16 protein-coding genes and 1 tRNA gene are annotated in these 19,589 nt (G+C 53.9%); 13 read left to right on the top strand and 4 right to left on the bottom strand.

Annotated features, from left to right (window positions below; all coding sequences use genetic code 11):
* Positions 1-224: 224 nt before the first annotated feature.
* The 8 genes from ACSOSI_RS17385 (at position 225) to yejF (ending at position 10,486) form a co-directional block, all read left to right on the top strand.
* Positions 225-1,199 carry a CobW family GTP-binding protein gene (locus ACSOSI_RS17385; RefSeq protein WP_112364098.1) on the top strand — a complete coding sequence of 325 codons (975 nt, stop codon included), beginning with the start codon at positions 225-227 and terminating at the stop codon, positions 1,197-1,199.
* Positions 1,200-1,250: 51 nt separating this feature from the next.
* Positions 1,251-1,955, top strand: a complete 705-nt coding sequence (locus ACSOSI_RS17390; RefSeq protein ID WP_476705865.1) for a phosphatase PAP2 family protein — start codon at positions 1,251-1,253, stop codon at positions 1,953-1,955.
* A gap of 414 nt (positions 1,956-2,369) precedes the next feature.
* A complete protein-coding gene (gene mepS, locus ACSOSI_RS17395; protein WP_012145960.1) occupies positions 2,370-2,945 on the top strand; it encodes a bifunctional murein DD-endopeptidase/murein LD-carboxypeptidase in 576 nt (191 codons plus the stop codon).
* 335 nt (positions 2,946-3,280) lie between these two features.
* Positions 3,281-4,867 carry a cyclic di-GMP phosphodiesterase gene (locus tag ACSOSI_RS17400; protein ID WP_476705866.1) on the top strand — a complete coding sequence of 529 codons (1,587 nt, stop codon included), beginning with the start codon at positions 3,281-3,283 and terminating at the stop codon, positions 4,865-4,867.
* Between the two features lie 89 nt (positions 4,868-4,956).
* Positions 4,957-6,765, top strand: a complete 1,809-nt coding sequence (locus ACSOSI_RS17405; protein ID WP_012145962.1) for an extracellular solute-binding protein — start codon at positions 4,957-4,959, stop codon at positions 6,763-6,765.
* A gap of 10 nt (positions 6,766-6,775) precedes the next feature.
* Positions 6,776-7,870 (top strand): microcin C ABC transporter permease YejB, encoded by a 1,095-nt coding sequence (locus ACSOSI_RS17410; RefSeq protein ID WP_012145963.1) that lies wholly within the window; start codon positions 6,776-6,778, stop codon positions 7,868-7,870.
* Complete coding sequence (locus ACSOSI_RS17415; protein ID WP_218216814.1) at positions 7,867-8,892, top strand: ABC transporter permease; 1,026 nt, start codon at positions 7,867-7,869, stop codon at positions 8,890-8,892. Before ACSOSI_RS17410 ends, ACSOSI_RS17415 begins: the two co-directional genes overlap by 4 nt.
* Position 8,893: 1 nt before the next feature.
* Positions 8,894-10,486 (top strand): microcin C ABC transporter ATP-binding protein YejF, encoded by a 1,593-nt coding sequence (gene yejF / locus ACSOSI_RS17420; protein ID WP_259190878.1) that lies wholly within the window; start codon positions 8,894-8,896, stop codon positions 10,484-10,486.
* Positions 10,487-10,495: 9 nt separating this feature from the next.
* Here yejF and ACSOSI_RS17425 read toward each other — a convergent pair whose 3' ends face one another.
* From ACSOSI_RS17425 to rsuA, 3 genes are all read right to left on the bottom strand, one after another.
* Positions 10,496-10,840 carry a YejG family protein gene (locus tag ACSOSI_RS17425; RefSeq protein ID WP_012145966.1) on the bottom strand — a complete coding sequence of 115 codons (345 nt, stop codon included), beginning with the start codon at positions 10,838-10,840 and terminating at the stop codon, positions 10,496-10,498.
* A 606-nt stretch (positions 10,841-11,446) separates the two neighbouring features.
* Positions 11,447-12,655, bottom strand: coding sequence for a Bcr/CflA family multidrug efflux MFS transporter (locus ACSOSI_RS17430; protein ID WP_476705867.1), 1,209 nt, complete (start codon positions 12,653-12,655; stop codon positions 11,447-11,449).
* Positions 12,656-12,694: 39 nt separating this feature from the next.
* Entirely contained in the window at positions 12,695-13,408 is a 714-nt protein-coding gene (gene rsuA, locus ACSOSI_RS17435) for a 16S rRNA pseudouridine(516) synthase RsuA (protein ID WP_017893452.1), read from the bottom strand.
* A 309-nt stretch (positions 13,409-13,717) separates the two neighbouring features.
* Here rsuA and radD point away from each other — a divergent pair, with 309 nt between their 5' ends.
* Together radD and rplY are read left to right on the top strand one after the other, a co-directional pair.
* On the top strand, positions 13,718-15,475 hold the full coding sequence (gene radD, locus ACSOSI_RS17440) for a DNA repair helicase RadD (RefSeq protein ID WP_476705868.1): 1,758 nt from the start codon (positions 13,718-13,720) through the stop codon (positions 15,473-15,475).
* Between the two features lie 162 nt (positions 15,476-15,637).
* A complete protein-coding gene (gene rplY, locus ACSOSI_RS17445; protein WP_012145970.1) occupies positions 15,638-15,922 on the top strand; it encodes a 50S ribosomal protein L25 in 285 nt (94 codons plus the stop codon).
* A gap of 84 nt (positions 15,923-16,006) precedes the next feature.
* Here rplY and yejK read toward each other — a convergent pair whose 3' ends face one another.
* Positions 16,007-17,017, bottom strand: a complete 1,011-nt coding sequence (yejK, locus tag ACSOSI_RS17450) for a nucleoid-associated protein YejK (RefSeq protein ID WP_476705869.1) — start codon at positions 17,015-17,017, stop codon at positions 16,007-16,009.
* A gap of 293 nt (positions 17,018-17,310) precedes the next feature.
* On the opposite strand from yejK, the gene ACSOSI_RS17455 reads away from it, so the two are divergent.
* The 3 genes from ACSOSI_RS17455 (at position 17,311) to ACSOSI_RS17465 (ending at position 19,484) form a co-directional block, all read left to right on the top strand.
* Entirely contained in the window at positions 17,311-17,538 is a 228-nt protein-coding gene (locus ACSOSI_RS17455; RefSeq protein ID WP_017893455.1) for a YejL family protein, read from the top strand.
* 9 nt (positions 17,539-17,547) lie between these two features.
* A complete protein-coding gene (gene yejM, locus ACSOSI_RS17460) occupies positions 17,548-19,329 on the top strand; it encodes an LPS biosynthesis-modulating metalloenzyme YejM (RefSeq protein WP_476705870.1) in 1,782 nt (593 codons plus the stop codon).
* Between the two features lie 78 nt (positions 19,330-19,407).
* Positions 19,408-19,484: transfer RNA gene (locus ACSOSI_RS17465), tRNA-Pro, on the top strand.
* The last annotated feature ends 105 nt before the right edge of the window (positions 19,485-19,589 follow it).

Raw genomic sequence — 19,589 nt, forward strand, 5'->3', positions numbered from 1 at the left:
GCAATTAACAAAGGAAAACAAGCTACTAAAGATCACCACCCTGGTTAATCCATGGTTTTATATAAGAATTTTCTGACCATTTGGCGTGGATTTGTCCGATTAAATGCCGCATCTTAACCTGCAAAATTTGTGACCTGACGCAGGTTGAGCAACCTCAAGTGCTAAGGCAAAGCAGGGTTGCTTATTTATTGACCAATAGACATTATTAACATCAGGAATAATTTATGACCAAAACTAACCTGATCACCGGTTTTCTCGGCAGCGGTAAAACCACCACCATTCGTCACTTGCTGGCTAACAAACCGGAACATGAGCGTTGGGCAGTGCTGGTAAACGAGTTTGGTGAAATTGGTATTGATGGCGCATTGCTGGCAGACAGCGGTGCGGTGTTAAAGGAGATCCCTGGCGGTTGCATGTGTTGTGTGAACGGCTTGCCGATGCAGGTCGGGCTGAATATGCTGCTGCAACAGAGTAAACCCGACCGTCTGTTGATCGAACCTACCGGCCTGGGCCACCCGAAACAGATCCTGTCATTGCTGACGCAGGACAGCTATGCCGGCTGGATCGATCTACAGGCCACCCTGTGCCTGTTGGACGCACGCCAGCTCAGCGAACCGCGCTATGTAGAAAACGAAAACTTCCGCGATCAACTGGCGGCGGCCGACGTTATTCTGGCCAGCAAAAGCGACACCTATCAGCCGCAGGATCTACTGGCCCTGCAGCAATGGGCGCAGCAGGACTCCCTGCAGCGGCCGCTTTATCACATTCAACAGGGCCAGGCGGATGTCACCTTGCTGGACCTGCCTCGCACGAATCGCACAGAATTACCGAATGCCCAGCATCATCATAGCCACAGCAAAACACAGGGCTTGGCCGCATTGCGGCTGCCGGAAACTTCGCGCTGGCGGCGGGCGCTCAATCAGGGCCAGGGATTCACCAGCTGTGGCTGGATCTTTGACGCCGACACGGTGTTCGATACCGTTGGCATCATGGAGTGGATACGGCTGGCACCGGTCGAACGCGCCAAAGGCGTAGTGCGCATTGCTGAAGGCACTCTGTTGATCAACCGTCAGGGGCAGGATCTCAATATCGAAACGCGTCCTGTCGCGCCGCTGGACAGCCGAATTGAACTGATTCACAGCGGGAATGCGGATTGGAACGCGCTGCAATCCAAGCTGTTTAACATTCGTTTAAGTTGAGAACTTTACCGTTAGCCTCTTTTTATTTTTAGACTTAAAACAGGTTATGCCATGACTCGCCGCAATTTACCCTTCATCATTTTCTTCAATTTACTGGGCATTGCGCTGTTTCTGTCCTGGTACCTGCCGGTTAACCACGGCTATTGGTTTACTCTGGACTCATCGATTTTCTTCTTTTTTAATCGTCATCTGGCGACTGACCCCGGTTTTTTGCATCTGGTGGCCATCACCAATAGCCGTGCATTTGACGTGATTTCACTGATTGCCATGGGGCTGCTGTACCTGTGCTTTTATCTGCAACAGGATGCCGCCGGCCGTCGTCGTTTGCTGGTAACCGGCGTTGTCATGCTGCTGACCGGCGTGGTGCTGAACCAGCTTGGGCACCTGCTTCCGGTCAAGCACCCCAGCCCGTCGCTGAGCTTTGAGAATGTTAACCGTGTCAGTGAACTGACCGGCATTCCGACCAAAGACGCCTCCAGCGACAGTTTCCCTGGCGACCATGGCATGATGCTGATGATTTTCTCCTGTTTTATGCTGCGCTACTTTAACCGCCGCGCGTTTGCCGTCGCGCTGCTGATTACGGTGGTGTTTTCATTGCCGCGGGTGATGATTGGCGCCCACTGGTTTACAGATATCGCCGTAGGTTCGCTGTCGGTGGTACTGGTGGGTGCCAGTTGGTGCCTGATGACCCCACTCAGCGATAGGCTGATCCTGCGCCTGAACCGTATGCTGCCCGGCAAGCACCGACCAGCGTAGTTATAACCCACAGTTATGACCTGCAGGAGGCTGCTGGCCTCCTGATAATTTCCTCGCCGCCTGCTGTTTGTTTCCACATCACCGCGTTAACGCTTCTGTCACCTAATTTCACGCAAAACCAACACAACGGACCATCAGCGTTTTTTATATGAAGATTTACATTATGTTACATCACAAATTCATATATAAAAGGGTGGAAAAAGGCTCGCAATCACCAATCCGTTACGGTAATCTCGGATGCGTTTGTGCCTGGTTTAACTCGACTCAGCATCAAATCCTCTAAATATGTGCGTTCCAGCACATTTTCAGCGGTATCTGATTGTCGATAAAGCAGGTGCAGATTAGTCTCGTTCCGTTTGGCATTTTTCAGGTAGCGACTGACGTCGTTAAGGACTTCAAGGGAAAACAATAACAATGGTCAAATCTCAACCGTTTCTGAGATATTTTTTGCGGGTAGTACCTGCAATTGCCGCAGCGGTAATGCTCTCCGCATGTAGCACGACTCACACTTCGAACTTGAATAACGCACAAACTGAGATGCGTGCAGTTAATGACAAAGATGGTCTTTTACTGCAAGCCTCTCAGGATGAATTCGAAGCAATGGTCCGTAACGTTGACGTTAAGTCAAAAATTATGGATCAGTATGCAGACTGGAAAGGCGTTCGCTACCGTTTAGGCGGTGAAACCAAGCGCGGCATCGATTGCTCAGCGTTTGTACAGCGCACCTTCCGCGAACAGTTTGGCATGGACTTACCTCGTTCTACCTACGAACAGGAAGACATGGGCAAGAAAATCTTGCGTACCAAACTGCGTCCTGGCGATCTGGTGCTGTTCCGCGCCGGTTCTACCGGACGCCACGTCGGCATCTATTTAGGTAACGATCAATTCGTTCATGCCTCTACCAGCAGCGGCGTGATGATTTCGAAACTGAGCGATAACTACTGGAATAAACGTTATCGCGAAGCCCGCCGAGTGCTAACCAGCAGTTGACGGCGCAACCTTGATTGTCCTGAAGACCAAACGAGCGATAGAACGCTGCCTCCGGGCAGCGTTTTTTTTTGCGCCACCGCCCTCCCCCATTATAAATTCGCGGTATTTTCAACATTGCCACTTTATATTTCACAAAATTATTGGAGTGAACTACGCCGACGATGAAAAACTCACCTATTATCGTCAAATGGGAAAACAGCGATAATGCCGCATTTAAACTATTATCAGCCATTAGATAAACGATGAATAATGACGACAACACCGTCATTGCGATATATTAGCCAGTCACTCTATAACAAAAACAAATTGATACGCCGGGTTCAGGGGGCAGGTTTATGGGCTTGAAAAGGGCATTTGCACGCCACGTCTCGCACAGACGACGTAGCCTGGCTAAAAGCGGCATCGTGGCCCTGGTATTTTTTATCCTGTTTATGGCAATTACACTTTCCTTGATTAGCCACCAGCGCACGCAATATCAACGCGCAGTAGAGCAACGGACGCAGAAACTCACCCTAGAGACCTTTAATAGTCTGACGGCAATCATGCAACAGTTGATGCCGTTGACCGAACGCTCCTGCGCAACCAGTCAGCCGGAAATTACCTATCAGGCGGCATTTCACTCCGGCGTGCGCACCTTTATGCTGGTAAAAAACGGCTTTGCCTATTGCTCTTCCGCTACCGGCAACATGATGCTGGCGTTAAAAAACATCTACCCGGAAATTAATCAACAGCAGCGGCTGGATCTCAAACTGCAGCAGGGCACCCCACTGGTTCCCGGAAAACCGGCGGTTGCCGTTTGGTTGCGTCAGCAAGGCAAAGAAGACACCGGCATACTGGCCACCCTGGATATTGGCCTGATGCCCCAACAGATGTTTAGCTCCAATACCGATCAGACCCAGGGAGTTGCCATTATTCTGGGCGATCGCGCCCTGACCAGTTTTAGTCCGAATCTGATGCCGGTAAACCAGTTGCCGGACGAAAAGGCCGACCGCATTTCCATCGCCGGCACCCCGATGATCATTATGTTTTATAACCAAAAACTGACGCCCAACGATATCCGCCTGACTCTGCTGGGTAGCCTGGTGCTGTCCTTAATGATCGGCGTGCTGTGCTACTACATGCTGTTGCTGCGCCAAAGCCCGGAGCGCGCCCTGATGCGCGGCATCAAACGCAACGAGTTCTTTATCGAGTATCAACCGGTATTTCATACCAAAACCGGCACCATCGCTGGGTTGGAAGCGCTGATCCGCTGGCAGCACCCAATCGAAGGACGTATTCCGCCGGACCTGTTTATTCCCTACGCCGAAAGCGAAGGGCTGATAGTGCCGCTGACACGTCACCTGTTCCGCCTGATTGCCGAAGACGCCCCCAGGCTGGCGACGGCGCTGCCGCAGGGTGCAAAACTTGGCCTGAACATCTCCCCTTCTCATCTCAGTGCGCCCTCCTTCCACCACGACGTGTACGAACTGCTGGCGCAATTGCCGGGCGATTACTTTACGCTGGTGTTTGAAATTACCGAACGCGGCATGGTGGAGGAAGGCAACGCGCTGGCGGAGTTCGACTGGTTGCATAAACAAGGCATTGAAATTGCCATCGATGACTTCGGTACCGGCCACAGCGCACTGATCTATCTGGAACGCTTTAGCATGGACTATCTGAAAATCGACCGCGGTTTCGTCAACTCCATCGGCCGGGATACGGTCACCGCCCCGGTACTGGACGCGGTCATTTCACTGGCCAAAAAACTCAAAATGCAAACCGTGGCGGAGGGCGTAGAAACCGCAGAACAGGTGAGCTTCCTGCAGGAACAGGACGTTAATTTTATGCAGGGGTACTATTACAGCAAACCGTTGAGCATCGACAATTTTGTCGCCTTCTGCAACGCCCATACGGTCATGGACCATCAGGCGCTAACGGACTGAATCTTTTAACTTCTTTACTCTGCGGCGCGGCAGTAAATGTTATGCTGACCCAGATTTAATCGACTTAACAGCAGGAGCTTACCGTCAAGATGTCCGTGCGCGTTTTTGCTGCCCTGGTGCTCTCGGCACTGAGTTTTGGCCTGCAGGCCGAAACCCTCAATGAAAGTTACGCTTTCGCCCAGCTCGGTGAGCCGAAATACGCCACCGATTTCAGCCATTATGACTACGTCAACCCGGCGGCCCCAAAGGGCGGCGACGTGCGCCTGGCAGCCATTGGCACCTACGATAACTTTAACCGCTATGCACAACGTGGCGTTCCCGGCGAGCGTACCGATGCGCTGTACGATACCCTGTTCACCACCTCAGACGATGAAATCGGCAGCTACTATCCACTGATTGCCGAGTCTGCCCGCTTCCCGGCCGACATGCGCTGGGTAGAAGTGGATATTAACGCGCGCGCCCGCTTCCACGATGGCACGCCCATTACCGCCGCCGACGTGGCCTTTACCTTTACCAAGTTTATGACCGAAGGCGTACCGCAGTTTCGCGTGGCGTATAAGGGCATATCGGTCAAGGCCATTTCACGCCTGACGGTGCGCATTGAATTTCCACAGCCGGATAAAGACAAGTTGCTCGGGTTGTTCAGCCTGCCCATTTTGCCGCAGAGCTTCTGGAAAGATCACAAGTTGAACGAGCCACTGAGCACCCCACCGCTGAGCAGTGGCCCCTATAAGATCGCCAGTTATCGACTGGGCCAATACATTACCTATCAACGGGTACGCGATTATTGGGCCGCCAACCTGCCGGTCAACCGCGGCCGCTTTAACTTCGACAGCATCCGCTACGACTACTATCTGGACGACAAAGTGGCGCTGGAGGCCTTCAAGGCCGGTGCCTATGACTTCCGCATCGAAGGTTCGCCAAAAAGCTGGGCGACGCAGTACCAGGGCGGAAATTTCGCTCGCAATTACATCATCAAACAGGATGAAACCAATCAGTCGGCGCAAAACACCCGCTGGATGGCCTTCAATATGCGGCGCCCTCTGTTCGCCGATCCTCGGGTGCGCGAAGCGCTCACGCTGGCTTTCGATTTCGACTGGATGAATAAGGCGCTGTATTACAACGCCTACCAACGAACCAATAGCTATTTCCAGAACACCCCCTACGCAGCCAGCGGCTACCCGGATGCGGCCGAACTGGCGCTGCTGGGCCCACTAAAGGGCAAGGTACCGGCGGAGGTATTCACCAGTATCTACCAGCCGCCGTCCTCCGATGGCAGCGGTAACGATCGGCAAAATCTGCTGAAAGCGACTCAGTTGCTGAAACAGGCCGGCTGGGAGGTCAAAAACCAAAAGTTGGTAAACAGTAAAACCGGCCAGCCATTCAGCTTCGAACTGATGTTGCTGAGCGGCAGCAACTTCCAGTACGTCTTGCCGTTTCAGCACAACCTGAAACGACTGGGCATTGATATGCAGATCCGTGAAATCGACATATCCCAATTCACCAAGCGCATGCGCGACGGCGATTTCGATATGATGCCGACGGTTTATATGGCAATGCCTTTCCCTGGTTCAAGTCTTGAGACGCTCTGGGACTCCAAATACATTAACTCCAGCTGGAATACTCCCGGCGTCACCGATCCGGCCGTCGATAGCCTGGTCAGGCAGATCGCCGCGCATCAGGGCGACGAAAAAGCCCTGCTGCCGCTGGGCCGCGCACTGGATCGGGTACTGACCTGGAACAGGTATATGTTGCCGATGTGGTATTCCAACCACGACCGCTATGCCTACTGGGACAAATTCTCTACGCCGTCGATCCGTCCGGCCTACGTGATTGGTTTCGATAACTGGTGGTTTGACGTCAACAAGGCGGCGCGTTTGCCGGCTCAACAACAATAAGGGGTTTGCGATGGCGGCTTATTTGATTCGCAGACTGTTGCTGATTATCCCCACCCTGTGGGCGATCATCACCATTAACTTTTTTATTGTGCAGATCGCCCCCGGTGGCCCGGTCGACCAGGCGATTGCCACTATCGAAATGGGCCAGAGCAGCGGCTTCGGCGGTGGCGGTGCCGGTGAAGGTCTGGGGCACGCACGTATTGGTGTTGGCAGTGCGACAGATAGCCAATACCGTGGCTCACGCGGGCTGGATCCGGAGGTGATCGCCGAGATCACCAAACGCTATGGCTTCGACAAACCGCTACATGAGCGCTATTTCACCATGTTGTGGAACTACATGCGCCTCGACTTCGGTGACAGTCTGTTCCGTGGTGCATCGGTGATGCAACTGGTGGGTCATAGTCTGCCGGTATCAGTCACGCTGGGGCTGTGGAGCACGCTGATTATCTACCTGGTGTCGATCCCACTGGGGATCCGCAAAGCGGTGCATAACGGCAGCGCCTTCGATACCTGGAGCAGCACTCTGATTATCATTGGCTATGCCATTCCGGCCTTCCTGTTCGCGATTTTGATGATTGTGCTGTTCGCCGGTGGCAGCTACCTCGACTGGTTCCCGTTGCGCGGTCTGGTTTCCAGCAATTTCGATACCCTGCCGTGGTATGGCAAAATCACCGATTACCTGTGGCATATCACGCTGCCGGTGCTGGCGACGGTGATTGGTGGCTTCGCCACCCTGACCATGCTGACCAAAAACTCATTCCTCGATGAGATCCGCAAACAATATGTGGTCACCGCACGCGCCAAAGGGCTGGACGAGAACAAGATCCTTTACCGCCACGTGTTCCGCAACGCCATGCTGCTGGTGATCGCCGGCTTCCCGGCGACCTTTGTCAGCATGTTTTTCACCGGCTCATTGTTGATCGAGGTGATGTTCTCGCTCAACGGGCTGGGGTTGCTGGGCTATGACGCCACCCTGCAGCGCGATTACCCGGTGATGTTCGGCACGCTGTATATCTTCACCCTGATTGGCCTGCTGTTGAATATCCTTAGCGATATCACCTATACCCTGGTCGATCCGCGCATTGATTTCGAGGCCCGCCAATGAATCGCTTAAGCCCGATTAATCAGGCTCGTTGGGCACGTTTTTGCAGCAACCGCCGTGGCTATTGGTCGCTGTGGATTTTTCTGGTGCTGTTTATCCTCAGCCTGGGGGCCAACCTGATCGCTAACGACAAGCCGCTACTGGTGCGCTACGAGGGCCGCCTGTACCTGCCATTTATTATCGACTACAGCGAGACCACCTTCGGCGGTGAGCTCAATACCGCCACCGACTATCAGGATCCGTTTGTTAAAAAGCAGATCGACAGCCACGGCTGGGCAGTTTGGCCACCGATCCGCTTTAGTTATAACACCATCAACTTCGCCACCGAGGTGCCCTTCCCTTCGGCCCCTTCACAGCAAAATTTATTAGGTACCGACAGTAACGGCAGCGACGTGCTGGCCCGCGTGCTGTACGGCTTTCGTATTTCGATGCTGTTCGGGCTGGCGCTAACGCTGTTTTCCAGCGTGATTGGCGTCTGCGCCGGCGCCATGCAGGGCTACTACGGCGGGCGCGTGGATCTATGGGGCCAGCGCTTTATTGAGGTGTGGTCAGGGATGCCGACGCTATTTTTGATTATTCTGCTGTCGAGCATCGTACAACCCAATTTTTGGTGGCTGCTCGGCATCACCATTTTATTTGGCTGGATGAGCCTGGTGGGCGTGGTACGCGCCGAGTTCCTGCGCACCCGTAACTACGATTACATCCGCGCCGCACGTGCCATGGGGGTGCAGGACCGGGTCATTATGTACCGGCATATGCTGCCCAATGCCATGGTGGCGATGCTGACCTTCTTGCCGTTTATCCTGTGCGGATCCATCACCACCCTGACCTCCCTCGATTTCCTGGGCTTTGGCCTGCCGATCGGTTCTCCGTCGCTCGGCGAGCTGCTATTGCAGGGCAAAAACAACCTGCAGGCACCGTGGCTTGGTATTACCGCGTTCCTGGTGTTGGCGGTGTTGCTGTCTTTACTTATTTTTATTGGCGAAGCGGTACGCGACGCCTTTGACCCCAGCAAGGCGCATTGATATGGCTAGCACTCCTTTGCTTTCAATTCAGGATCTCGGCGTTGCTTTCCGCCAGGGTGACCAACTGAACCAGGTCGTCAGTGGGCTTTCACTGCAGATAGAAAAGGCAGAAACGCTGGCACTGGTGGGCGAGTCCGGTTCGGGAAAAAGCGTCACTGCACTGTCGGTGTTGCGCCTGCTGCCTTCACCACCGGTGGTCTATACCGGCGGTGATATCCAGTTCAACGGCAATTCGTTGCTGCATGCGCCTGAGGCTGAGCTGCGCAAGGTGCGCGGCAACCAGATTTCGATGATCTTCCAGGAGCCGATGGTGTCACTCAATCCCTTGCATACCATTGAGAAACAGCTGGCGGAAGTCCTGGCGCTGCATCGCGGTATGCGGCGCGACGCGGCACGCAGTGAGATTATTCAGTGTCTGGATCGCGTAGGTATTCGCAACGCCAAGGGCCGGTTGAAAGACTACCCACATCAGCTCTCCGGCGGCGAACGCCAGCGGGTGATGATCGCCATGGCGGTGTTAACCCAGCCCAAGCTACTGATTGCCGATGAACCCACGACGGCGCTCGATGTCACCATTCAGGCGCAAATTCTGCTGTTGCTGAAAGAACTGAAGCAAGAAATGGGCATGGGGCTGCTGTTTATCACCCATAACCTGAATATTGTACGCCGCCTGGCGGATAACGTAGCGGTCATGCGCCAGGGGCAATGCGTTGAGCAAAGCAGCCGGAGCAACCTGTTTAGCCGGCCGCAACACCCCTATACCCAACAATTACTGGCGGCAGAGAACGTAGGCGATCCGCTGCCGCTACCTGCTGACGCCGCCCCGTTACTGAAGGTGGAAAACCTGCAGGTCAGTTTCCCGATCAGGCGTGGTTTACTGCGCCGCACCGTGGGTCAGCATTATGCGCTGAAAGATTTGAGCTTTGAGCTGAAGGCCGGGGAAAGCGTCGGATTGGTGGGCGAGTCCGGCTCCGGTAAGAGCACCACCGGGCTGGCATTGCTACGTTTGCTTAATGCCAGGGGGGCGATGTGGTTTAAAGGCCAGCCGTTGCACCAGTTCAGTATGAAGCAGATGCTGCCGTACCGCAGCCAGATGCAGATTGTGTTTCAGGACCCTTACTCCGCGCTTAATCCCCGGCTCAATGTGCTGCAAATCATTGCCGAGGGGCTGGAGGTTCACCAGAAACTGAGCGCTGAGCAGCGAGAACAGCGGGTGATCGAAGTACTACAGGAGGTGGGGCTGGATCCCGCCCTGCGCCACCGTTACCCTACCGAGTTTTCCGGCGGTCAGCGCCAACGCATCGCCATCGCACGTGCGCTGATTTTACAACCTCAGTTGCTGATCCTCGATGAACCGACCTCGTCACTGGATAAATCGGTACAGGCGCAAATCCTGACGCTGCTTAAATCACTGCAACAGCGCCACCGGCTGGCCTATCTGTTTATCAGCCATGATTTGCAGGTGGTGCGTTCACTGTGTCATCAGGTGATTGTGCTGCGACAGGGGGAAGTGGTTGAACAAGGTGATTGCCAGACAGTCTTTAACTCACCGGCCGCCGCTTATACCCAGCAGTTGTTACAGCTGGCGGATTAGCGACGGGATTCAGAAAGGATATTGAGCGCTCATCGGCTCGGCAATAGCGGCACCCACGTTTTTTAGCCGACACATGGTGGCGCTTTCATCGCAGCGATGCACAAACAGGCAAGGTTCCCCTTCCCACTCTACGATGGCGCAGTCGACCTGGATCTCCTGCAACGACAATTTAAGCTGTTGCATCACCTGCCAGGCGTCAGCACCCTCATGACTGAGCAGTTTCAGACCAATCAGGTTGTTATCTTCGTCTATTCCGCTGAGCGGAATCGGTTCAACCTTGACGCCGGTAAAACCTGATAGCCAACGATAACTTTGCGGCAAGCGATGCACTACCGAAAGTTGGATACTTTCCACATGAAATCCCTAGTTTGAAAAAATGAAACTCTTTTACCTGACAGGGTAACTAAGTTATAGCCGTTGACGCTCGACTCTGCCCCTTATGAATGTTATTTAAATGTAAAAAACATCACAAGCGGTTAACTCATTCCCTGCGCTCGCTGATGTCCTGCGGTTTTAGTGACGCCCTGCGGGGTCATTTCACGGCATTTTGCGACTCAGCTCGCATTTTTGCGTTATATGTAACCCTTTCCCGCCGCGATCTCAACTCTTTTTTCTTGCAATACGGCTACTTATTGCTCGGCATAATTTTACATTGAGGAAACATTTAGCCTCGCACCACAACGGTGACTTACAAGCTAACTCATTGACTATAAATGGCCTTAAAACAAATCACTCACCGGTATTAGTCCAGGAAAATAACGGATAGCCGGGTTATCTGCCTGAGCGGGCAGAGCATTTTTTTAACAAAAAGAATACAGATAGTGCGCAGGGGATTTAATTAGCGCACTTATGTTTAGCAACAAAGTCTTCATTGCCATTGGGTTTCAGAGCGGGCTTGGGCCGGAGGGGATACTTCACCCAGGCCCAACATCACGCTGAGCCTGGATCAGGAAGAAAAGACTAGGGGGTATCAGACGAGGATTTTTGTCGTGGCCGACTGGCATACAGATAGAACAACACCGCAACAATGCTACACAGCACCATTGAGGAAACCATCGGCCAGGCACTTTTGCCGGGCGCCATTGCCAGTATCGCCCCCACCAACGCACCGATGCTGAAACGCAAGGTACCTGCCAGAGAGGATGCCGTACCTGCCATATGCGGGAAGTCGTCCAGGATCACGGCCATGGCGTTTGAGGAAATCATGGCGATACACCCCAGATAAACGGCCACGCCCAACACCAACGCCCAGAACCCCAGGCCAATAGCGCTCACTGCCAGTAACCACAGCCCCATCGCCAACTGCACAAACAGCCCCAGACGGAACATTTTGATCGCGCCCAACCGCCGTACATTACGACTGTTAACCAGCGTGGTCAGGAACAGGAAAACAATATTCAGCGCAAAATAGTAACCAAAGTGCTGCGGTGAAACATGATTCAGTTCGATATACACGAACGGCCCGGCGCTGAGGAACGAGAACATACCGGCGAAGGAGAAGGCGCTGGCCAGCATATAGCTCAACACGCGCTTATGGCGGAACAAGGAAGCGAAGTTACCCAGCGTGGTACGCAGATGGAATTTTTGCCGCCGCTCTTTCGGCAGCGTCTCTTTAATAAAGAACGCTACCAGCAATGAACCGATCAGCGCAGCGCCGCCCATGGTCCAGAAAATCGCATGCCAACTGAACCACAGCAGCAGCGCGCCACCAATCATCGGTGCCAGCAAGGGCGCAATGGTCATCACCAGGATGACAAACGACATCATGCGCGAGAACTCGTCCTTGGTGAACATATCGCGCATCAGGGCATTAATCACTACGCTGGCCGCCGCCGCCGACAGCCCATGCAGGAAACGCAGATTGATCAATTGGTCAATCGACTGCGCCATCGCACAGGCACCACCGGCAATAGCGAAGATCAGCGTTCCCCACAGGATCACCGGCTTGCGGCCAATGCTGTCCGACATCGGCCCGTAGAACAACTGCCCCAGGGCAAAGCCGAGCATATAGGCGCTGAGCGTCATCTGCACGCTGCCCGACTCGACGCCGAACTGTTTGGCAATCACCGGCATACTGGGCAGGTACATGTCGATAGCCAGCGGCATCAGCATGGAAAGCAGGCCCAGAATAAAAATCAAACCGAGGTGAGATGACCGGTTCTGTAACACGTTCGACGACTCCTTCATCAGCCGTAGTCTTGTAATGAATTAATCTTGCAGGTGCGGAGCACCAACGCTGGCGATTTCTTCTTCTGTCAGCGGACGGTATTCGCCTTCTGCCAGATCCTCATCCATCACGATGGCACCAATACGTTCGCGGTGCAGCTCGAGAACCCGGTTGCCGACCGCTGCGAACATGCGTTTCACCTGGTGATAACGCCCTTCGCTGATGGTCAGGCGTACCAGCTTGTCTTCAATTTGTTCCAGTTGCGCAGGTCGGGTCAGATCTTTTTCGTTATGCAGCTGCACGCCTTCGGCAAATTGCTGCGCGGTATCTTCCGCCAGCGGATGCTCCAGCGTCACCAGATAGGTTTTCTCACAGTGATGCTTGGGTGAAGTGATGCGGTGCGACCATTGGCCGTCGTCGGTCATCAGCACCAGGCCGGTGGTATCGATATCCAGGCGACCGGCGGCGTGCAGCTTGTAGGCCACCGGCTCATCGAGGAAATACAGCACCGTCGGATGATCGGGATCGTCCGTGGAGCAAACGTAACCCTGCGGTTTATTGAGCATAAAATAGCGCGGGCCGTTTTGGCGTTGCAGTGGGTTGCCGTCAAACGTCACCTCCTGCTCCGGAGTCAGTTTCAGTGCCCCGCTCTTCACCACTTCACCGTCTACGGTGACGCGTTTTGCCCGAAGTTCACGCGCTACCAGCGCACGGCTAACACCTAACTGCTGAGATAAAAACTTGTCCAGTCGCATTGAATCTGCTTTGCCTGTCGTTGTTATGATCGCATTGATCGTATTGCTAAAATATGACACCCACCGTTGCAACAGGTGCAACAGGGCAGGTTCGAAGAGGGGGAAACAGCGATTACTGTCACGCAAGTATAGCGGTGGAAACGGCCCCCTGACAGAGGTAATTTCCACGCTTCTCGCACCATCGGCGCTCAGAAGGCATAATAATAGAAATTTTTTAGCCGTCAGGGGAGTAAAATGTCACTGTTTTTGTGGGATCAGATGTTACAAAACCTGTTCCTGACGGCCCTTCTCAACCCACGGCGTTAATTTATGGCCTTTACTCTACGCCCCTACCAACTGGAAGCGGTCGAAGCCACCATCAAACATTTCCGTCAGCACCCACAACCGGCGCTGATCGTGCTGCCGACCGGGGCCGGTAAAAGCCTGGTGATCGCCGAGTTGGCGAAGCGCGCGCGTGGCCGGGTATTGGTGCTGGCTCATGTGAAAGAACTGGTGGCGCAAAACCACGCCAAATACCGCGCCTACGGGTTGGAAGCCGATATCTTTGCCGCCGGACTGCAGCAAAAAGACAGCGCCGGCAAGGTGGTATTCGGCAGCGTACAATCCGTGGCGCGTAACCTGCCATTGTTTGACGGTGCGTTTTCACTGTTGATTATCGACGAATGCCACCGCATCAGCGACGATGACGACAGCCAGTACCAGCAGATTATTCAGCATCTGCAAAAAACCAATCCGCAGTTGCGGCTGCTGGGCCTGACCGCCACGCCCTACCGGCTGGGCAAAGGCTGGATTTATCAGTATCACTATCACGGTTTTACCCGTGGCGATGCCAACAGTCTGTTTCGTGACTGCATCTATGAACTGCCGCTGCGCTACATGATCAAAAACGGCTTCCTGGTGCCGCCGGAAAGGCTGGATATGCCTATTGTGCAGTATGATTTCAGCCGTCTGGAGGCCAGAAGCAACGGCCTGTTCAGTGAGGTCGACCTGAACCGTGAGCTGAAGCAGCAAAATCGCATTACGCCGCACATCATCAGCCAGATCGTTGAATATGCCGAAACGCGTAAGGGAGTGATGATTTTCGCCTCCACCGTTGAGCACGCCCGTGAAATTCACGGCCTGCTGCCGCCCAGAGAAGCCGCGCTGGTCAGCGCCGAAACGCCCGCTGCCGAACGCGATGCGCTGATTGAGGCTTTCAAACAACAGCAATTGCGCTACCTGGTCAACGTGGCGGTGCTGACCACCGGTTTTGATGCACCGCATGTCGATCTGATCGCTATTCTGCGCCCAACCGAATCCGTCAGCCTGTATCAGCAAATCGTCGGGCGTGGGCTGCGGCTGGCCCCCGGCAAGGAAGATTGCCTGATCCTCGACTACGCCGGTAACCCGCACGACCTGTTTACCCCAGAGGTCGGGGTCAGTAAGCCACACGGCGACAGTCAGCCGGTACAGGTGTTCTGCCCCGGCTGCGGCTTCGCCAACCTGTTTTGGGGCAAATGCACCGAGAACGGCGATATCATCGAACACTATGGTCGCCGTTGTCAGGGCTGGCTGGAGGATGATGAAGGCCATCGCGAGCAGTGCGATTACCGCTTCCGCTTCAAGATTTGCCCGCATTGCGGCGCTGAGAATGACATTGCCGCCCGCCGCTGTCATCAGTGTCAGGAAGTCTTGGTCGATCCTGACGATATGCTAAAGGCGGCGCTGAAGTTGAAAGACGCTTTGGTATTGCGCTGTGGCGGCATGGAGCTGCAAAGCGGCCGTGATGAAAAAGGCGAGTGGCTGAAAGCCACTTATTACGACGAAGACGGCACCAGCACCAGTGAACGTTTCCGGCTACAGACCCCGGCGCAGCGCAAAGCCTTCGAAATGCTGTTCCTGCGCCCGCATCAGCGTGCGCCAGGAGTCCCTTTTGCCTGGCAAACCGCTGCCGACGTGCTGGCCCAGCAAGCGGCCTTGCGCCATCCGGATTTTGTAGTGGCACGCAAACGCGGGCAGTTCTGGCAGATACGGGAAAAAGTGTTCGATTATCAAGGCCGCTTCCGCCGTGCCAACGAGCTGTCTTGATCCTGACAGCCGGCAAATCGGGCAGGTTTCCATTGCCCTGCGGACGGCTTTCCGTTAAACTGCCGCCCGCTTTGCCTGGGTTCGCCCGGTGCTAAAGCAGGTTATCGAACTTGCTACTGGGTCGCCTGTAGCAGGGTAAATTTTCTTTTAAGAGAAAAAACAATGTTCACTATCAATGTAGAAGTACGTAAAGACCAGGGTAAGGGTGCGAGCCGCCGCCTGCGTATTGCCAACAAATTCCCAGCTATCGTTTACGGTGGCGAAGAAGCTCCAGTTTCCATCGAACTGGACCATGATTCTGTTAAGAACATGGAATCCAAACCAGAATTCTACAGCGAAGCAGTAACTCTGGTTATCGACGGTAAAGAAACCAAAGTGAAAGTTCAGGCTGTACAGCGTCACCCGTTCAAGCCGAAACTGGCTCACATCGACTTCCGTCGCGTTTAATCGCAACGAAATCGAACCTTTCGGGACGCCGAAGTAGAAAACGCCGCAATTGCGGCGTTTTTTATTGTCTGCGATCCGGTGAAATTACTTGTTGCCGCTGTTCTGGCGACGTTGTAACTGGTCACGCAGGTTCGGTGGCGTCCCTTTGATGGTTAGCGTATCGGTAGCCGCATCCCAGAAAATTCGCTCCCCCAACAGCATGGCATCAAAGTTCATGCTGATGCCACCACCGCTGCCGGCAAACTTGGTCAACTGACGCAGCGTGCCACGATCGGCCGGGAAACTGTCTTCCAGTTGATAACCCTGTTCGCTGGAAAACTGCAGAAAATCTTTCTCGCCTACGGGCGCAATCTCTTTCGACAGTTCCTGCAGTTCAATTTCTTCACCGGCCTGCAGCTGTTCGTTGCAATAGCTGTAAACCTGCTGACGTACCGACTGGCGCTCATTCTTGTCCAGTTGGGCATCGGCGCAGTAATCGTCAACCGCCTGCAGCAAGCCCCGGTTTTGCGCCTTGGTATCCAGACCTTCGGCCGCCGCCAGGAAATCCATAAAGAAATCGGACACCTTGCGGCCCACCCGCCCTTTCAGGAAAGTCAGGTAACGGGTCGACTCCGGATTGGTTTCCCACTCGGTCAGATCGATGCGTGCCACGATATCGGCGTGGTTGATATCCAGATAATGAGTGGTATTGATATCCAGCTCTTCGTTAACGCGCGAACTGTTGCGGCTGTTCAGCACCGCAATCAGCAAATACTCCACCGCCAGGTAGCGGTACTGACCAAACAGCACCACGCCGCCTTCGGCAAAGGGATACTTGGCCAGCTCATCGCGCAGGCGACCAGTCGCCGCACGGCTGAATGCCAGAAAGTCCTTATCTTCCTTGCGGCAGGTACGCAGCGCGTCCGCCAGCTCACTGCCTTCATTGAACAGGCCGTAAGCCTTGCTCTTGGCACTATAGACACGATGCAGCTCTTCCATCATCTCTTCCACCGCCGCATTGGTGGGCAGCAGAGAATCGCGCAGCACCACATCCAGCGTTTGTTCGTCGCGTTTGACCAACTGGTGCAGAGCGATCTGGTCGATATCCAGACTCATGGTAAATCCTCCTGTTCTTTAGGCGCGTATTCAAACACTGAAGGCTACCGTGCTGCAACTTTAAAGCAGTGATCTCATCACCAGACATCAATAAATTTCCAGCGCCCATTCAGGTCGTAAATGGCTGACAGAACCGATGGATTTCAGGTGACACAACGAGAGTTGCCCAGCCCCCGTAAAGGGAGCCCCGCTACGCTGCGGTTTGAAAGAGAAAGGGAATCGATAAAAGAGCGGAAAATCACTGTCCTATACGGTAAGATATGGGACTTTGTCAGGCTTTGAGCGCAATTTTTATGCCACAATCATCCCGTTACAGTGACGAACACGTTGAACAGCTGCTCTCCGAGCTGGTTAATGTTCTGGAAAAACACCATACTCCCACCGATCTTTCTCTGATGGTGCTGGGCAACATGGTAACTAATCTGATCAATACCAGTGTGGCTCCCGCGCAGCGGAAAACATTGGCAAAATCGTTTGCAGAAGCTCTGCAAGCTTCTATTCGTGAAGATAAAGCGCATTAATAATTAATTATGGTGACAAACCGTCAGCGTTATCGTGAAAAAGTCTCCCAGATGATTAGCTGGGGGCACTGGTTCGCCTTATTCAATATCCTGCTTGCCCTCGGGCTGGGTAGCCGCTACCTGTTTGTCACCGACTGGCCCTCTTCCCTGTTGGGTCGGGTTTATGCGCTGGTCAGCCTGCTGGGGCATTTCAGCTTTATCGTTTTCGCCGGCTACTTGCTGGTAATTTTCCCGCTCACCTTTGTGGTGATGTCGCAGCGGCTGTTGCGATTTATTTCCGCCGCCCTGGCTACCGCCGGGTTAACGCTATTGCTGGTAGACAGTGAAGTGTTCACGCATTTCCATCTTCACCTTAACCCGGTGGTGTGGGAACTGGTGATCAACCCGGATCAAAGTGAACTGGCGCGCGACTGGCAGCTGATGTTCATTTGCGTGCCGGTTATCTTCCTGGTGGAGATGCTGTTTGGTACCTGGAGCTGGCAAAAGCTGCGCAGTCTGAACCGTCAACGATTCGGCAAGCCGCTGGCCGCACTGTTCATCAGTGCCTTTTTCGCCTCGCACCTGATTTATATCTGGGCCGACGCCAACTTCTACCGTCCGATCACCATGCAGCGGGCCAACCTGCCGTTGTCGTACCCGATGACCGCACGTAAATTCCTTGAAAAACACGGCCTGCTCGATTCGCAGGAATATGAACGCCGCCTGGTGCAGCAAGGGAATCCCGAAGCCGTTGCGGTGGAATATCCGCTGAACGATCTTAGCTACAGCGACAAAGGCAGCGGCTATAACCTGCTGATGATCGTGGTGGACGGCGTTCGCGAGCAGGATATGAAACAGGATATGCCTGCCCTGACCCGTTTCGCGCAGGAAAATGTTCGCTTCAGCGATCACTACAGTTCCGGTAATCATGCGGATACCGGCCTGTTTGGCCTGTTCTACGGTATTTCGCCTACCTATCTGGACAGCGTTCTTGCCGCGCGCAAACCTTCCGCTCTGGTCAGTGCTCTCAGCGCCCAGGGTTATCAGTTTGGTTTGTTCTCGTCTGACGGTTTTAACGCCAGCCTGTATCGCCAGGCCCTGTTGACCGACTTCACGCTGCCGGCAGCAAAACAGCAAAATGATGCGGCGACCACGCAACAATGGCAACGCTGGCTGGCTGACCAAAACAGTAACGGTCCGTGGTTCTCCTATATCAATTACCGTGGTACTGAACCTGGGGCCAATGAGAAAACACCAGCCCCGGCCGATTTTATTCAGCGCTACCGCGCAGGTGCGCAGGATGTAGATGCGCAAATTGCTCAGGTGCTCAGCACGCTGAAAGAACGTGGTGTTCTGGATAAAACCGTAGTGGTGATAACCGCAGAGCACGGCGTTGAATTTAATGACACCGGCAAAGGCTACTGGGGTGCGGGTACCAGTTTCAACCAGCAACAGTTGCAGGTCCCCTTGGTTATCCACTGGCCGGGCACCCCGGCACAGACCATCAGTAAACTGACCGGTCATAACGACGTGATGCGTACGCTGATGCAGCGTTTGCTACACGTGAAAACCAACCCTAATGATTATTCGCAGGGTGAAGATCTGTTTACCGCCCAGCGCAGGAATAACTGGGTCGCGACCGGCGACAACAGCCTGTTAGTGATCACCACTCCTACGCAAACTTTGGTATTGGATAGCAGCGGTAACTACCGTGCATACGATAAGAACGACAAAGAGATCAAAGACGAGAAGCCGCAGCTGGCCCTGCTGTTGCAGGTGTTGACCGATGTGAAACGCTTTATCGCCAACTAACTGCTTAAAATACAATCAGTCAGTTAGGGGCACTCTTGATTTGAGATTGGGAACGGGTAGTATAATTTGTCACAGCGTCGGCATGTAGCGCAGCTTGGTAGCGCACCGTCATGGGGTGTCGGGGGTCGGAGGTTCGAATCCTCTCATGCCGACCAATAATCCCTTTAAAAACCAACCTTTAGCGGTTGGTTTTTTTATGATTAAACTCGGCATTCACCCGTGATTGAGTTTTTCCCCTGGGGGCAAACGTCGGAACTTTG

This window comes from Serratia sp. AR11 (genome assembly GCF_056376275.1).

Excerpts from the sequence above, each read along its gene's own strand:
- ACSOSI_RS17385 (WP_112364098.1), top strand. The coding sequence starts at position 225 with ATGACCAAAACTAACCTGATCACCGGTTTTCTCGGCAGCGGTAAAACC.
- ACSOSI_RS17390 (WP_476705865.1), top strand. The coding sequence starts at position 1,251 with ATGACTCGCCGCAATTTACCCTTCATCATTTTCTTCAATTTACTGGGC.
- mepS (WP_012145960.1), top strand. The coding sequence starts at position 2,370 with ATGGTCAAATCTCAACCGTTTCTGAGATATTTTTTGCGGGTAGTACCT.
- ACSOSI_RS17400 (WP_476705866.1), top strand. The coding sequence starts at position 3,281 with ATGGGCTTGAAAAGGGCATTTGCACGCCACGTCTCGCACAGACGACGT.
- ACSOSI_RS17405 (WP_012145962.1), top strand. The coding sequence starts at position 4,957 with ATGTCCGTGCGCGTTTTTGCTGCCCTGGTGCTCTCGGCACTGAGTTTT.
- ACSOSI_RS17410 (WP_012145963.1), top strand. The coding sequence starts at position 6,776 with ATGGCGGCTTATTTGATTCGCAGACTGTTGCTGATTATCCCCACCCTG.
- ACSOSI_RS17415 (WP_218216814.1), top strand. The coding sequence starts at position 7,867 with ATGAATCGCTTAAGCCCGATTAATCAGGCTCGTTGGGCACGTTTTTGC.
- yejF (WP_259190878.1), top strand. The coding sequence starts at position 8,894 with ATGGCTAGCACTCCTTTGCTTTCAATTCAGGATCTCGGCGTTGCTTTC.
- rsuA (WP_017893452.1), bottom strand. The coding sequence starts at position 13,408 with ATGCGACTGGACAAGTTTTTATCTCAGCAGTTAGGTGTTAGCCGTGCG.
- radD (WP_476705868.1), top strand. The coding sequence starts at position 13,718 with ATGGCCTTTACTCTACGCCCCTACCAACTGGAAGCGGTCGAAGCCACC.
- rplY (WP_012145970.1), top strand. The coding sequence starts at position 15,638 with ATGTTCACTATCAATGTAGAAGTACGTAAAGACCAGGGTAAGGGTGCG.
- yejK (WP_476705869.1), bottom strand. The coding sequence starts at position 17,017 with ATGAGTCTGGATATCGACCAGATCGCTCTGCACCAGTTGGTCAAACGC.
- ACSOSI_RS17455 (WP_017893455.1), top strand. The coding sequence starts at position 17,311 with ATGCCACAATCATCCCGTTACAGTGACGAACACGTTGAACAGCTGCTC.
- yejM (WP_476705870.1), top strand. The coding sequence starts at position 17,548 with ATGGTGACAAACCGTCAGCGTTATCGTGAAAAAGTCTCCCAGATGATT.